This is a genomic window from Daejeonella sp. (genome assembly GCF_036405355.1).
Lineage (GTDB): Bacteria > Bacteroidota > Bacteroidia > Sphingobacteriales > Sphingobacteriaceae > Daejeonella.
Genome location: NZ_DASWXT010000082.1, coordinates 14,599 through 30,023 on the forward strand (window position 1 = coordinate 14,599; position 15,425 = coordinate 30,023).

The 15,425-nt window shown below is 39.2% G+C and carries 16 protein-coding genes; 6 read left to right on the forward strand and 10 right to left on the reverse strand.

Annotated features, from left to right (window positions below):
- Positions 1-55 precede the first annotated feature (55 nt).
- From glmM to VGE44_RS10350, 4 genes are all read left to right on the forward strand, one after another.
- Positions 56-1,444 (forward strand): phosphoglucosamine mutase, encoded by a 1,389-nt coding sequence (gene glmM / locus VGE44_RS10335; RefSeq protein ID WP_331078660.1) that lies wholly within the window; start codon positions 56-58, stop codon positions 1,442-1,444.
- 109 nt (positions 1,445-1,553) lie between these two features.
- The gene (locus tag VGE44_RS10340) at positions 1,554-2,690 is read left to right on the forward strand and encodes a cysteine desulfurase family protein (RefSeq protein WP_331078662.1); all 1,137 of its coding nucleotides are present in this window, start codon (positions 1,554-1,556) and stop codon (positions 2,688-2,690) included.
- Positions 2,691-2,780: 90 nt separating this feature from the next.
- Positions 2,781-2,963, forward strand: coding sequence for a hypothetical protein (locus VGE44_RS10345; protein ID WP_331078664.1), 183 nt, complete (start codon positions 2,781-2,783; stop codon positions 2,961-2,963).
- A gap of 66 nt (positions 2,964-3,029) precedes the next feature.
- On the forward strand, positions 3,030-3,926 hold the full coding sequence (locus VGE44_RS10350) for an MBL fold metallo-hydrolase (RefSeq protein ID WP_331078666.1): 897 nt from the start codon (positions 3,030-3,032) through the stop codon (positions 3,924-3,926).
- 39 nt (positions 3,927-3,965) lie between these two features.
- Here the strand turns inward: VGE44_RS10350 and VGE44_RS10355 are convergent, their stop codons facing one another.
- The 5 genes from VGE44_RS10355 to accD all read right to left on the reverse strand — a co-directional run bounded on the left by VGE44_RS10355 (position 3,966) and on the right by accD (position 9,536).
- A complete protein-coding gene (locus VGE44_RS10355; protein ID WP_331078668.1) occupies positions 3,966-4,604 on the reverse strand; it encodes a response regulator transcription factor in 639 nt (212 codons plus the stop codon).
- Complete coding sequence (locus VGE44_RS10360) at positions 4,601-6,730, reverse strand: sensor histidine kinase (RefSeq protein ID WP_331078670.1); 2,130 nt, start codon at positions 6,728-6,730, stop codon at positions 4,601-4,603. Before VGE44_RS10360 ends, VGE44_RS10355 begins: the two co-directional genes overlap by 4 nt.
- Positions 6,731-6,856: 126 nt before the next feature.
- Positions 6,857-7,702 (reverse strand): hypothetical protein, encoded by an 846-nt coding sequence (locus VGE44_RS10365; protein ID WP_331078672.1) that lies wholly within the window; start codon positions 7,700-7,702, stop codon positions 6,857-6,859.
- 55 nt (positions 7,703-7,757) lie between these two features.
- The gene (locus VGE44_RS10370) at positions 7,758-8,456 is read right to left on the reverse strand and encodes a hypothetical protein (RefSeq protein ID WP_331078674.1); all 699 of its coding nucleotides are present in this window, start codon (positions 8,454-8,456) and stop codon (positions 7,758-7,760) included.
- 237 nt (positions 8,457-8,693) lie between these two features.
- On the reverse strand, positions 8,694-9,536 hold the full coding sequence (gene accD, locus VGE44_RS10375; protein ID WP_331078676.1) for an acetyl-CoA carboxylase, carboxyltransferase subunit beta: 843 nt from the start codon (positions 9,534-9,536) through the stop codon (positions 8,694-8,696).
- A 165-nt stretch (positions 9,537-9,701) separates the two neighbouring features.
- Here accD and fbaA point away from each other — a divergent pair, with 165 nt between their 5' ends.
- Together fbaA and VGE44_RS10385 are read left to right on the forward strand one after the other, a co-directional pair.
- Positions 9,702-10,781 (forward strand): class II fructose-bisphosphate aldolase, encoded by a 1,080-nt coding sequence (gene fbaA / locus VGE44_RS10380; protein WP_331078678.1) that lies wholly within the window; start codon positions 9,702-9,704, stop codon positions 10,779-10,781.
- A 63-nt stretch (positions 10,782-10,844) separates the two neighbouring features.
- Entirely contained in the window at positions 10,845-11,273 is a 429-nt protein-coding gene (locus tag VGE44_RS10385; RefSeq protein ID WP_331078680.1) for a GNAT family N-acetyltransferase, read from the forward strand.
- 73 nt (positions 11,274-11,346) lie between these two features.
- Here the strand turns inward: VGE44_RS10385 and VGE44_RS10390 are convergent, their stop codons facing one another.
- From VGE44_RS10390 to VGE44_RS10410, 5 genes are all read right to left on the reverse strand, one after another.
- Positions 11,347-12,195 (reverse strand): hydroxymethylglutaryl-CoA lyase, encoded by an 849-nt coding sequence (locus VGE44_RS10390; RefSeq protein WP_331078682.1) that lies wholly within the window; start codon positions 12,193-12,195, stop codon positions 11,347-11,349.
- 68 nt (positions 12,196-12,263) lie between these two features.
- Positions 12,264-13,571: an NAD(P)/FAD-dependent oxidoreductase gene (locus VGE44_RS10395; RefSeq protein WP_331078684.1), complete on the reverse strand. Its 1,308-nt coding sequence runs from the start codon at positions 13,569-13,571 to the stop codon at positions 12,264-12,266.
- 38 nt (positions 13,572-13,609) lie between these two features.
- A complete protein-coding gene (locus VGE44_RS10400; protein ID WP_331078686.1) occupies positions 13,610-13,930 on the reverse strand; it encodes a 2Fe-2S iron-sulfur cluster-binding protein in 321 nt (106 codons plus the stop codon).
- A gap of 1 nt (position 13,931) precedes the next feature.
- Positions 13,932-14,936 carry an NAD(P)/FAD-dependent oxidoreductase gene (locus VGE44_RS10405; protein ID WP_331078688.1) on the reverse strand — a complete coding sequence of 335 codons (1,005 nt, stop codon included), beginning with the start codon at positions 14,934-14,936 and terminating at the stop codon, positions 13,932-13,934.
- A 27-nt stretch (positions 14,937-14,963) separates the two neighbouring features.
- Positions 14,964-15,422, reverse strand: coding sequence for a MarR family transcriptional regulator (locus VGE44_RS10410; protein WP_331078690.1), 459 nt, complete (start codon positions 15,420-15,422; stop codon positions 14,964-14,966).
- Between the last annotated feature and the right edge of the window lie 3 nt (positions 15,423-15,425).

Here is a 15,425-nt window from a genome sequence, read left to right on the forward strand (position 1 = left end):
GTTTTACAGTTATGAATAGGATGTAATTGTTATTTTTGCTCAATAATTTTTAATTGTGGCTTTAATAAAATCGATCTCCGGAATCAGGGGTACAATAGGCGGATTGGCAGGAAATGGTTTGACACCAACTGACATCGTAAAATTTACTTCAGCTTATGGCCGTTGGGTCATAGCAAGTACAGGAAAGAATAAGGTAGTTATTGGCAGAGACGCCAGAATTTCGGGCGAAATGGTCCGTAATCTGGTGGTCGGTACCCTGCAAAGTATAGGAATTGACGTGGTCGATCTGGGCCTTTCAACCACACCAACAGTTGAAATTGCTGTGCCTGATGAGAATGCCGGAGGTGGCATTATTCTGACCGCCAGTCATAATCCAAAGCAATGGAATGCTCTGAAGCTTCTGAATGATAAAGGCGAGTTTATTTCTGATCAGGAGGGGCAATTAGTGCTTTCTATGGCCGAGGAGAGCGATTTTGAGTTTGCTGAGGTTAATAGTCTGGGTAAGGTTAGTTACGACGATACCTATTTACAAAAGCATATAGAAAAGGTACTGGCATTGCCGCTTGTGAATGCTGAAGCTGTGCGGAATGCTAATTTTAAAATAGCAATTGACTGTGTAAATTCTTCGGGTGGGATATTTGTTCCTGCACTGCTAAAAGCTTTGGGTGTAAAGACCATTTACGAGCTTTACTGTGAACCGGATGGTGAGTTTCCTCATAATCCTGAGCCACTACCTGAAAACCTGATTGATCTTTCGCGTATGGTAGTTGCCAAAAAGGCTGATCTGGGTATAGCCGTTGATCCGGATGTTGACAGATTGTGTTTCGTATGCGAAGATGGCTCAATGTTTGGAGAAGAATATACTCTGGTTGCCGTTTCTGATTATGTTCTAAAACATACGCCAGGTAATACGGTTTCCAATTTATCATCGACCCGAGCTTTAAGGGATGTAACCGAATCTGCAGGCGGAACTTATAATGCCGCTGCTGTAGGTGAAGTTAATGTGGTCAACAAGATGAAAGAGACTCAGGCTATTATTGGTGGAGAGGGAAATGGAGGTGTTATTTATCCTGAATCTCATTATGGACGGGATGCTTTGGTTGGGATAGCTTTATTTTTGACCCATCTTGCAATAAGCAGGCAATCTGTATCTGTACTCAGAGCTTCTTATCCTGCTTATTACATCTCAAAGAATAAAATCACACTGACTCCTGAAATGGATATCGATTCTCTCTTACTTGAGGTTGAAAAGAGATATGAAAATCAGCCCCATACTACTATTGATGGCTTAAAAATAGAATTTGATAAACAATGGGTTCATCTTCGTAAATCGAATACCGAACCAATAATCAGAATCTATTCTGAAAGTAGTTCAGAAACCGGTGCCGAATACCTCGCACAGAAAATCATATCCGATATAAAAGAAATATTGCGTTTAACTTAATAATCTGACCTAAGAACAAGTATTAATTTACTGAGTATATTTTCACCCATTTTACATCTGCTTTAACCAATGGCTGGTGTAAATTTAATCTGTTGAATAATTTATTAATATGCGTGTATACCTGGATAATGCGGCTACTACCCCTTTAGACAAAGAGGTGCTGAAGACGATTTATGAAGTAATGGAGAGTCATTATGGCAATCCTTCCTCCATTCACGCTCATGGGCGTGAGGTACGTACATTGATTGAAAAGGCGAGAAAGAGTGTCGCATCACTTCTGCATGCATCTCCCTCCGAATTTTTCTTTACTTCAGGCGGGACCGAGGCAGATAATATGGCTATTCGCTGTGGTATTATTGATCATAGAATAAAACATGCAATTACCAGTGCTATTGAACATCATGCTGTTTTGCATACTCTTCAGGCACTTGAGAGCAGTGGTTTGATCAGGTTGAGTTATGTAAATACAGATGAAAAGGGAACTATTGATTACCAGCATCTGGAAGAAATTCTCAGCACAAATGAACGCAGTTTTGTTTCACTGATGCATGCCAATAATGAACTGGGAACACTTACCGATATTGAAAAGGTGGGTGAATTATGTGAAAAGTATAATGCAATTTTCCATTGCGATACTGTGCAAACTATGGGGCACTATCCACATGATCTTAGCAAGCTGAAGGTTCACTTTCTCGTTTGCGCAGCACACAAACTGCATGGCCCTAAAGGAGTAGGCTTCCTTTATATCAACCATAATATTAAGATCAATCCAATGATTTTTGGGGGTTCTCAGGAGCGAAATATGCGGGGCGGGACCGAGAATGTATATGGCATTGCAGGTTTAGCAAAAGCACTTGAAATCGCCTATGCAGAGATGGATGAGCACCATGAGTACATTCAGGGGCTTAAATCTTATATGATGCACGAGTTAGTAAAAAACATACCAGGAATTGAGTTTAATGGTGAAACTGATCCTGAAAATAGTCTTTATACAGTGCTGAATGTTTCTTTTCCTGAAATGGAGATGGCCGAAATGCTGCTTTTTAGTCTTGATATTGCCGGCATTTCTGCATCTGGAGGCAGCGCGTGCAGTTCAGGAACCAATATTGGCTCGCATGTTTTAAATGGAATTCAGGCTAATCCAAACCGTCCTTCAGTTAGGTTTTCCTTCAGTAAATACAATACAAGGGAAGAGATTGATTATGTAGTTCTGAAGCTAAAGGAGCTTTGTCGTGTTGAGGTTTAATGCTGAATACAAATTTTTACATCTGATCAGTCTTGCTTTTCTATTCAATTTTTAGTAAATTGTATAAATACTTTAGAAAAGGAGGAAATCATGGCTAAAAAGCTTGTCCCCAAACATTCAGTGAAAGGTATTCCTAAAGATGAGCAGTCAATGCTGATACATGAAAAGCATTTTATTACAGGCTTAGTTCGGGGATACAGTTTCAGTCACCATTCCCACGGGCGTGTTAATCGTCATTCCATTGGATTCAATCATGAACCCGGAACGATGTAAATTTTTAATCCCGCAGCAGCGGGATTTTTTTTTATTTATATTTAGGATCATTTAATTTGATTTTTGATGCAACGCAGACAGTTTTTACAAGGTACAGGACTTTCACTGGCTATGTTAGCCATAGCGAATAATAAGACTCTGGCTAATTTCTTAATGCAGCCGGCGTATAAATTTACTCTTTTAAGAAATGATGTCGGGATATTTACAGAGCAGGGTGGTACAATAGCCTGGTTATCAAATAATTCAGGAATGGTAGTGGTCGATACACAATTTGTTGATCCGGCAACTCACCTGATAGCAGAGCTAAAGAAAATTTCGACAAAACCATTGAATTATCTGATCAATACCCATCATCACGGTGATCATACAGGTGGGAACCTTGCATTTAAAGGAATGGCTGAGAAGGTGGTTGGACATGCGAATTGTCTCGCTAACCATCAAAAAACTGCTGCTGCTCAGAAATCTGAAGACAAACAACTGTTTGCTGACACCGTATTCCAGAATCAATGGAAGGCTAAAGTGGGCTCAGAGCATATTCAGGCTCATTATTTTGGGGCCGGACATACCAATGGTGATATCATTGTACATTTTGAGCATGCCAATATTGCCCATATGGGGGACCTTATGTTTAATAAAAGATTTCCATTTATTGACCGACCAGGTGGGGCGAATATTCAAAGCTGGGTGAATGTTTTGGATAAAACCATTTCTAAATTCGATAAGGATACTTTATTTGTATTTGGTCATTCTGCAGATCCTTTGAAAGTTACAGGTGGTAAAGAGGAAATTAAGGCCATGCAGAACTACCTCGAGAAGCTGCTTTTGTTTGTAAAAAATGAGTTGAAAGCAGGAAAATCTAAAGATGATATCTTAAAAGCCCAGAGTATTCCTGGCGCAGAGGATTTTCAGGGGCAGGGAATACAAAGGAGTTTGACGGCTGCTTATGAAGAGCTAACAACATAGGTCTATTTAGTAGTTATGTGGCTTTAATTCAATGATAAATTATTGAATTAGTTTCATCGAGTATGCATATTTCATCAGACCGATAAGGGATTGGGTATTTGTCTTTCTGAAGATATTTTTGCGATGTGATTCTACCGTTCTTTCACTTATAAACAGCTTTTCAGAGATTTGCTTATTGCTATATTCCTGTTCGATCAAGCGTATAATTTCTATTTCCCTCGGTGTCAGTCTTTTTTCATCATTTTTATTGCTGAAGCTGTTAAGTATTTCTCTGGTGACATTCTCATCAAAGTATGTGCCTCCTGCCGCTACTTTGGCAATAGCCTCAATCAGTTCATGTTTTCCAGTGTTTTTTAAGATATAACCGGAGATTCCGGCATCAAGCATTTCTTTAATAATTTGATTTTCTCCATGCATGGAGATAGCGATTACTTTAAGATCCGGAAAGTCCTTTTTTAATAAACGTGTTAACTCGATTCCGTTCATTGCAGGCATACTTATATCAGTCAGCAAAATATCTGAGGGGAAAGTTCTTAGCCTTTCGGATACTTCCAATGGGTTTGTGGAAGATCCCGATATTCTGAATTGTTCAGACCCCTTAATCAGGGAAGAGATACCATCTATCACCAGTTGATGATCATCTACAATGAAAATATTATATATTGATTCTGTATTCATGATTTAGCTTTATTAGGAATATGTATGGCTACCAGTGTGCCTTTACCGGGCTCTGAGGAAATTTCTACAGTACCTTTAAGATAATTAACCCTGCTGATTATATTTTTTAATCCCATTCCAAAGTTTGTGTCAGAATTGGGTTTGGAGAATCCTTTTCCATTGTCTTCAATCATAGCATTGATGCCGTCCTCATCTCTGGATAATTGGATGTCAAGAGAACTGGCCTCGGCATGTTTAATAACGTTATTGACTGATTCCTGAATTATCCTGTACAAAACGGCTTCAATATTCTGATCGAGCTTTTCTTGTAAACCAAAGGTTTCCAGATTGATTTTTAGCTTTCGTGCGTCAATCTTATTGATAAAATCACGAATTGCAGCTGTCAAACCAGATTTCAGCAAAACATTAGGAGCCATTTGATGTGAGATGACTCGTACTTCTCGACAACTTTCATCAACCATATCCAGGGTTTTGCTAAAAATACTTTTACTTTGATCATCTCTGAACTCAATATGATCTGTGATTCCTGAAAGGTTTAATTTGACAGCTGAGAATAGCTGACCCAGACCATCATGTAACTCAGCTGCAATACGCTGACGTTCACTTTCTTCTGCCTTAATTACGGCCTGAGCTGCCTTTTCCTGCTGTTTAAGCATTTCAGACTGAAGTTTATTCTGATTCTTGATCTTAGATCTGTTATAAAGTAAAATTGCAATGATAATGAGTAAAAGCAAAACCCCAATGATAATTGCAATGATTATGTTTCTTTTCATTAACTCAAGTTTTTGAACTCTGTTTTGGGTGTCCAGAATTTTGATCTTTTGTTCTTTGTTGGTGGCCTCAAGCTCTTGCTTGCTAAGCAGATCCTTTTGCTGCCTCAGGTTCAGATCCTGATTATTTATCAAAAGTTGATTAGATTTTAGCTCTAGTTCATTGTTGATCAAAACCAGGTTTTTCTGGCTTAATTGGAGCTTTTGCAATTGATTTTGATTGTCAAGCAGAGTTATTCTCAAATCTTTTTTCTCTGTTTCATATTTTGTCCTTATTTCATTAAGGTTCTTATTATTGGTTTCATTGAGAATGATCTGATTCAGACTGTCTTTTGCCAGTACCGACTGATAGGCGGCCCTGAAATCACCGGATTTAGCATTAATAGCTGATAAGTACGAATATATTTTTTCAAGTGTATAAACCTGTTTGGTTTCAATAGCCAGATCTCTGGCTTTCATTGCATATTCTTTAGCTTTTTCATATTGAGATATTCCATCGTAAACTATGCTCATATCATGATAAATGATACTAAGCTTAGGCTTATCCCCATAGTCAAGCGCAAGTTTTTCTGCTTTGCTTAAAAAGTTCAGGCTTTCATTTGCATTCTTGTTTAATCGCCAGAGAACATCTCCAAGATTTAAGTTGATGCTAATCTGGTTTTTCAGGTTTTTGTTTTTTTCGGCAAGCTTCAGTGCCTCCCTGTAAATTTTCAGTGCTGATTCGTATTGATGGTTACTTAAATATGCAACTCCAAGTGAATTATAAAAGTTAGGCCGCATATTCTCTTCTTTAAGCCTAAAAGAGATTGAAATTGCTTCCTCAAAATACTGAATAGCATCTTTTGGCCTTTTCTGGCTGACCAGAATATTGCCAATATCAGCTAGTGAACCTGCTTTCAGTTGATAGTTTCCAAGTTCATCATATATTTTAATAGCATCAAGGCAGGCCCTGATTGCCAAGTCATATTTGCCTATTTCCTGAAGAGGGATATTTTTATTGGCAATTGCCTTTGCAAGAGCCAGCTTGTCATTGGCCTTTATAGCCAATCGTTCACTGTTACTAAAGTATTTTAGGGCGGAGTCGGGGCTTGAAGTAAAAGCCATTATTACCCCTTTTATGTTCCATCCGGTTGCCTCCGGTAGGGCTAGTTTATTTTTCTGACTTAACCTGATGATTGTATCAGCAATCAGGTTACCTTTAGCAGGATTTGTGAAAACCAGAGATTTTGCAAGCTGTGCCTTTTGGTTTAAATATTCCTCAACAGCATTCTGAGCAGAAGCTCTAGAGTTCAAAAGCAGGATGAAAGCGTAAATCAGAGAAATTTGAAAAAGTCTTCCAGAATGCCGGTAAATCATGCCGCCAATTTAATATTTATCCCTTATTTGATATAAGAAAGAGTTTAATTTTTGATCAGCCAATTTCGATTGAAATTGGCTGATCAATTTTGAAATTGCAATAGTGAGATTTTTGAACTAACAGTTTTATTCAAACTTTCCAATAAACTTCTTATCGTATTCTATTGAACCAATTGTTTTTCCATTGGTGAATGTAATCCTGTTGAAAGTGAAATAATTCACACTTGGATCGCCGGGTTCGAATCCGGGCTTTGTTACCTTTGCTTTCAATACATTTCCCTTTTCATCATACACGAAACTGCTTGTGTGAGCCTTTCCGTCTATTATTTCGGAAGTAATATTGCCATATTTATCATACTCATAAGCTAAAGTTTCCTGATAATAAGGTGAAATGGTTTTTTTGCTGATGAGATTGCCATTCAGGTACTTGCTTTCAATAGTGCCATCTTCCTTATTGTCTTTAAACTCAACTGATTTCATAAGGTATGTTCCCTTGCCATTATGTTCTGAATAAACACTGCTTAAAATCAGATTGTTTCCCTTATAGGTAAAGTCCTTTATTAAGTTCCCACTGGCATCATATTCAAAAGTCTTTTTTACAGGATCTTTCCCCTCTGTCAATATTTCAATTAATCTTCCGTTTTGATATTTGAATTTATCTATTGAGGTTCCGGCATCACCCTTTTGGGTTGACATTGCAAGTTGATCTCCATTGTATTGGAACTCAGTATTACTTGATACCAAAAAAAGATAGTTGAATTGTTCATCAATTCTTTTAGCCAGACCTTTCTCAAACAAAATGGTTTGTTTTTTGCTTACGTAATAGGATTCAAGTTCCTCATCGTAAGTGCATTCCATTAATTCGAATTTTGCCACATCAGGCGAAAGTTTAAAATCTGATGTTCTGTATTTTGGTTGGGAAAAGGAAATGCCACTCATAAGAAGCAATCCTGCAGTAAATAGTTTCTTCATAATTATATTAAAAAAATAGTTTTTTAAATAGTGATTCAGGCCTTGGTAATGAGGATCAGAATAGATATTGTACTCCAAATCCTATATGATTGCTTTTAAAGGATGAGGTTCCTCCATTTGCATTGGTCCATTTATATTTTCCAGTATCAAAAACCGCATTAAGAGTCATTTTCTCAGAATCCGACTGGAATATTTGGGGTTGTAATCCCCATCCGCTGAATTTCATGTTTCTTTTAACTCTAGCATCCTGAAATGTAGATGAGGAATAAGCTGTTTCAAGAATATCACCTTTTCCATATCCCACATCAAAATGGAGTCCGTTCAGTACAGATGCAATGGCAAAAAAAGCCGGAATTTGAATCAGAAATGGAAGTTTTCCCGGCAGAATTTTCTCAAGTCCATCTTCCATATGCTTGTTATAGGTGAATGGATAAATGCGGGCTCTGAAGTTAGGGACAAACACCTTGACTTCTGTTGAGAAATCATTTGCCCGGAAATTTGCATTGTCAGTACCTACAACTCCAGCCAGTCTGAAACCATAATTATCCTTTTTTGAGTAATTGATGTGGTAGGAGGCTTCAAGACTTGTAAATAGTTGCATCTCGTTACCTTTGGTTGCTACTTTACCGATATCGTCCATCGGTTTTGAAAATGAAGTTCCGAAATTGAATTTGACACCAAATTTGTTCGATTGTGCATTTAATGCTGATGAAATTATCATCAGTAAAATGAGAGGGATGTAATTAATTTTCATTTGATTATTTCTTTTTGTTGAATAAACTAAAGGTCGTTTGTAGTTTAGTCAACTAAAATCCCATCCTAAGGGTATTTTTCTATACCCACCAGCACGGATAAGAAAAGGGGGAGTATCGGCTTTAGCCATTATCAGGGGCTAATTTGGCGTGATTATCAAGAATTGAAAATTGCCTAAAATGCAGAAAGCCACGAAATAATCGTGGCCAGCTTTAAGTTCATAAGGATTGTAATATAATTAGCTGAGCATCTTCAGGAAAGATCCTAGTTTGGCTTTCATTTGTCTTCTGTCCACAATAAAATCCAGAAATCCATGTTCCAGAACGAATTCTGAGGTTTGGAAACCTTTAGGAAGATCTTTTTTGATGGTTTCTTTGATGACTCTCGGACCGGCAAAACCAATTAAAGCGCCGGGTTCTGAAATATTAATGTCGCCAAGCATAGCATAGGAGGCGGTAACTCCACCTGTTGTCGGATCAGTCAGTAATGAAATATATGGGATCTTAGCTTTGCTTAATAGTGCTAATTTGGCTGAGGTTTTTGCCATTTGCATAAGTGAAAAAGCAGCCTCCATCATCCTTGCCCCACCCGATTTTGAGATCATCAAGAATGGAATCTTATGCTTGATGCTGAAATCAATAGAACGGGCGATCTTCTCACCAACAACAGAACCCATTGAACCTCCAATAAAATTAAAGTCCATACAGGCTATTACCAGATTTTGCCCGGCTAATTTACCCGAAGCAGATCGTATTGCATCGTTTAAGCCGGTTTTTACATAACTTTCTTCCAGCCTGTCTGTATACTTTTTAGTATCGGTAAAATTCAAAGGATCAGCTGATCGTATATTTGGAAATAATTCAGTGAATTCATTGTCATCAAAAAGAATTTCAAAGTATTCTTTTGAGCCGATGCGTAAATGATAGGCACAGTATTGGCAAACGTATTTATTTTCTACCTGCTCTGCGTAATGCAGTGGTTTCTTACATGACGGACATTTATTCCACAACCCATCGGGTGTTTCTTTCTTCTCCTCTGTGGAAGTTATAATCCCCTTTTTTTCTCTCTTAAACCAGGCCATTTCGGATTTGTGTATAGCCTACAAAGAAACAAAAATTTTAAGAAAGCAATGCCCTTCAAAATGATAGAATAAAACTTATCCTTAAATGGATATAATAATTAAGCTCATTGCTTGATTTTGAGGCTATTTTTCATAATTTCGATCATCTTATAAAAAACTAAAATCATGAGTTTAAAAGAATTTAAAGGGGTTTTACATGGTGACGCTGTTCAGGAATTATTCGAAGTGGCCAAAAAACATCAGTTTGCCCTGCCAGCGGTTAATGTAATTGGTACAAATTCAATCAATGCCGTAATGGAGACAGCAAAGGCTGTTAATTCCCCTGTAATTATTCAACTTTCAAACGGAGGAGCTCAGTTCTATGCCGGCAAGTCCCTGAATAACGATAATTTAAATGCCTGTATACTTGGAGGAGTATCTGCGGCACAACATATCCATCTTCTGGCCGAGCATTATGGAGTAGCCGTTATTTTACATACAGACCATGCAGCCAAGAAACTTTTACCCTGGATTGATGGACTTATGGATCATGGTGAACGGTTTTTTGCGCAATACGGTAAACCACTTTATTCTTCACATATGCTTGATCTGTCTGAAGAGCCGATTGAAGAAAATATTGAGATCAGTAAGAAGTATTTAAGCCGGATGAAGGGATTGGGGATGACTCTTGAAATTGAGCTGGGAGTAACCGGCGGAGAGGAAGATGGCGTTGATAACAGTGATGTAGACAGTGCAAAATTGTATACTCAGCCTTCTGAAGTTGCTTATGCTTACAGGGAACTGAGCACCATCAGTGAGAAATTTACTGTTGCTGCTGCCTTTGGAAATGTGCATGGAGTCTATAAGCCTGGCAATGTGAAATTACAGCCGGTTATTCTGAAGAATTCTCAGGATTTTGTTCGTTCTGAGTTCAATATCAGTGCAGAGAAACCTGTGAATTTTGTGTTCCATGGTGGCTCAGGATCCACACAGGAAGAAATTCGTGAGGCGATATCCTATGGTGCTATTAAGATGAATATTGATACAGATATGCAATGGGCATTCTGGGAAGGAATAAAAGATTATTACAAGTCGAAAGAGGCTTACCTCCAAAGCCAGATTGGTAATCCGGAAGGGGAGGACTCTCCAAATAAAAAGTACTACGATCCGCGGGTCTGGCTTCGAAAGGGGGAGGATAATTTTGTCAAAAGACTGACCAAGGCATTTGAAGACCTCAATTGTATTAACGTCAACGACAGACTATAAACTATTTTAAAGGGCTTTTCTATATAGAAAGGCCCTTTATCTTGCTTAAATAATTTCAGGAAAATGGAAGATCAGATTAAAGTTGAAAAGGTTGCAAATGAAGCAGATCTTCAGCAGGTTTTTGCCATCCGGAGAAAAGTGTTCGTTGATGAGCAAAATTGCCCACCCGAACTGGAATGGGAATTTGAAGATGAGTCCATACATTTTCTTGCTAAGTTCAATGGTTCTCCTGCGGGTGCTTCGCGCTGGCGGAAAACTGAAAAAGGATACAAACTTGAGCGTTTTGCCGTGTTAAAAGAATTCAGAGGAAATGGAATGGGACAGGCACTGGTGGCTGCAGTTTTAAATGACCTTCCCGGGGATGCTGAGTATGTTTATCTGCACGCACAACTTGACGCAATGCCATTATATGCTAAATTCGGATTTAAAAAGGCAGGTGAACAGTTTGAGGAGGCGGGGATACAGCATTTTAAAATGACTCTCCAAGCTTAAAGCAGCAAGCATAAAGCTTAAAGCTGGAATTTGAGTTAAACGTCAAATCTCATTGTCAATTGTCAACTGTCAATTAATAAAACACCTTCGAAGAATATTCCATTGCTTCATTCCATTTCTCCAGATCAAGCCCATGATCTTCACCTTTTGCTTCCAGAAACGAAATAAGGCTCTCTGTTGCGATATTTCCTGTGAGATGATCAGATGCCATCGGGCAGCCTCCGTAGCCTTTCAGTGAGCTATCAAATCGTCTGCAGCCACTGCCCCAGGCGGCCTCTATTTTTTCGTGCCACGTAGATGGGGTACTGTGTAGATGAATTCCAAATTCGATTTCCGGAAAGCAGGATACCAGGTGTGGATACAGATATCTGATCTTTTCAGGGCTGGAGACCCCTGTTGTATCGGCTAATGATAGAATACTGGCACCTCTTTTTGCCAGTTCAGCAGCCCAATGTTCTACGATTTCATTACTCCATGGATCTCCATAAGGATTTCCAAAGCCCATTGAAAGATAGATAACCGCTTGCTTTCCAGACTTTTCACAAAGATTAAGTAATTTTTCAACCATAAGTAAGGATGTTTCAATTCCGGCATTGGTATTTCGCTGCTGGAATGTTTCAGAAACTGAAAAGGGGAATCCCAAATAAGAGATTTGCGGATGTTTTATAGCCTCCTCAATTCCTCTCAGATTGGCAACAATTGCCAGAAGCTTTGTTTTTCCCTCACTGAGATTCAGTTTGTCCAGTACTTCACTGGTGTCTTTTAGCTGTGGGATGGCTTTTTCTGAAACAAAACTCCCAAAGTCAATCGTATCAAATCCTACCTGTAAGAGCAGATTGATATATTCAGCTTTGATTTCAGTGGGAATAAAATCATGAATTCCCTGCATGGCGTCACGCGGACATTCGATCAGTTTTGTCATTGAAAGTTATCTCCTTTAAAAGTCCCGATAGCACAATCTTGTTATTCCGGATTTGATCCTGAACGGTATTACTTCGAATAAGTATCCTCAGTCATCGATTCCCTGCTGAACCTTCGAATGATGAGCCTTGTTCCACGGTCATAGCTGAAATAACTCCAGACCCAGTTTACAAAGGTGACAACTTTATTCCGAAATCCAACCAGCGACATCAGATGTACAAACATCCAGACAAACCAGGCAAAAATACCCTGAAAGCGGATTTTTCCAATATCAACTACCGCAAGATTACGCCCCACAGTGGCCATAGAACCCTTGTCGAAGTATTTAAATGGCTCAGGTTCTTCATTATTAATGATATGGATGATGTTTTTTGCCAGTTGGGTACCTTGCTGGATAGCTACCGGAGCTACCCCTGGTAAGCCATTCGGTTTTTCAGGACTAATGCATGCAGCCACATCGCCAATAGCAAAAATATGATCTTCTGCCTTCACCCTGTTAAATTCATCTACAAGGATTCGGTTTCCACGGGTTATTGATTCTTCTTTCAATCCAGAAGGTGTTGCTCCTTTAACTCCTGCCGACCAGAGGACATTTTTAGTGTCAATTGACTGTCCGTTAGAAAGTTTAATGACATTCCCATCATAGCTTTCAACCCTCAGATCTGTGAATACCTCAACACCTAGTTTCTGCAAAAAAACTTTTGCTTTTCCGGATGCCTGAGGCGACATTGAGCCTAATAATTCGGGTGAACCTTCAATCAGATAGACTTTAATATCTTCAACACGCAATTCCGGATAATCTGTTGGTAGTACGTGTTTTTTTAATTCTGCCAGGGAACCTGATAACTCCACACCGGTAGGACCTCCTCCAACGACAACAAATTGCAGGAGGGCACTCTTTTTTACCGGATCAGATTCAATTAAAGCTTCTTCAAGATTCTGAAGAATCATGCTCCTGAGGTTTAATGCTTCAGGAATAGTTTTCATCGGCATCGAAAAATGCTCAATCTCCTTCTGTCCGAAATAATTCGTATCAGAACCAGTGGCAATTATCAGAAAATCATATTCAATTTCGCCAATTGTTGTAAGTACAAGCTTTTTTTCAGGCTCAATGCGCTCCACTTCGGTTACCCTGAATGTGAAATTTTTCTGATTTTTAAATATTTTCCGCAGAGGGAAGGCAATAGAATCAGCTTCAAGGCCACCTGTAGCCACCTGGTAAAGAAGGGGCTGAAAGGTATGGTAATTATGCCTGTCGAGCATAATAATTTCAACTTCCTTGTCTTTTAAACGTTTGGCTATCTCAATTCCACCAAATCCACCGCCAATAATTATTACTTTGGGAAATGCAGTCGATTTATTCATAGGTTTTTCCATAGCACCGTTTTTTATTCTTTGAATTTATTTTATAAGAATTAAAGTTCATCCCCTCTGATTCGAAAAATCATGCCATTAAGATTCTCGGTTATTCTGATCTGGCATGCAAGTCTGCTGTCAAATCCCGCATCAGGTAAGGTGTCGAGCATGTCCATTTCTTCATTTCCGGCTGGCGGAAGATTATCAAGACCTTTGAGAACCTGGACATGACAAGTGGCACATAAAGCCATCCCACCACAGGTTGCAAGGATATTATAATCTGAGGCCTTTAAAACCTCCATTAAACTCAGGCTTATTTCTTCTGGAATCTCAATGGGCTGCTGCTCCCCGTTTCTGTCTTCAATTGTAATGTTGATCATTTTAGAATGCGTTTACACCATATACAGTAGTGTATTTAAAACTTAATTTCTGGTCGGGATATACATATTTGAAGGCACTTTGTACCATTAATGCTGCTTCGTGAAAGCCACATAGTATAAGTTTCAGTTTACCGGGATATGTGTTTATGTCTCCAATGGCATAGATGCGTTCCACATTGGTGGAATAGTCAAAAGTATCAACCTGTATCGCAGATTTGTCAATATTCAGTCCCCAGCCGGCTATCGGACCCAGTTTCGGACTTAAACCAAATAAAGGGATCAAATAATCCGTTTGAACTGTTCGCGTAACCTGGTCACGCCCAATGAATGATACTTCTTTCAGACTGCCATTACCACCAACACTCAGCAGGTTTGACTGCAGGATTAGGTCGATCTTGCCTTTGCTGGCCAGCTCATGAACTTTTTCTGCTGAATCTGGGGCACCTCTGAATGTATCACCACGGTGGATCAGTGTTACTCTTTCGGCGATATCAGCCAAAAATATGGTCCAGTCGAGTGCAGAATCACCACCACCTGCCAATACAACCCTTTTGTCTCTGAAGTTTTCAGGCTTCTTAACCATATATTCCACGCCCTTGCCTTCAAAGTCAAGTAATCCCTGAATTTCTGGTTTGCGTGGCTCAAAACAACCCAGGCCACCGGCAATCACCACGACCTGGCAATGTACCTGGGTTCCATCATTTGTTCCGACAATAAAGGAACCATCCTCCTGCTTTTCAAGTGATTCTACACGTTCACCCAGAGTAAATCCTGGATCAAAAGGGGCAATCTGTTCCATCAGACGTTCAACCAGTTCCTGTGCTTTAATTTCAGGATATCCGGGTATATCATATATGGGCTTTTGAGGATAAATTTCTGATAACTGTCCGCCAATCTGCGGTAGTGTGTCAATCAGATGGCATCTCATTTTTAATAGTCCGGCTTCAAATACGGCAAACAGTCCCACAGGACCGGCTCCGATTATGCAAATGTCTGTTGAAATCATTTTAATATAAATTGTGCTAATGTTTGTCTATAATTCGGGTAAAAGTTTCTCCTGTTCGTCCAGATTCGTATAAATCGTATCCAGGATACGCTTCAGATTCTTGTAATCTTCTTCTGTAAGATTCTGCCAGGCTTTCATTCTGATCTCAGCCATTTTTGGGCTCCACTCTGCAACCCGCTGTTTACCCAGTTCGGTAAGGTGAATGGTGAAACATCGGCGGTCATTCGGCTGAATCTTTCTCTCTGTGAGACCTTTCTTGCATAAGAGATCGATAATACGGGTTAGGGTTGGATGATCCTTACCTGTGATCTCAGCTAACTGACTTTGATTCATATCGTTATCATTGTTCAGGTTTTTTATGATTAACCATTGATCAACTGTGATATCGTAGTTTTCAGCATTAAAGCGGCGTTGGGCATATTGCTTTACTTTTCGTGCTGTGCGATCAAGCAGATAGGAATAGGTGCTGAATAATTCTGTTGCCATACG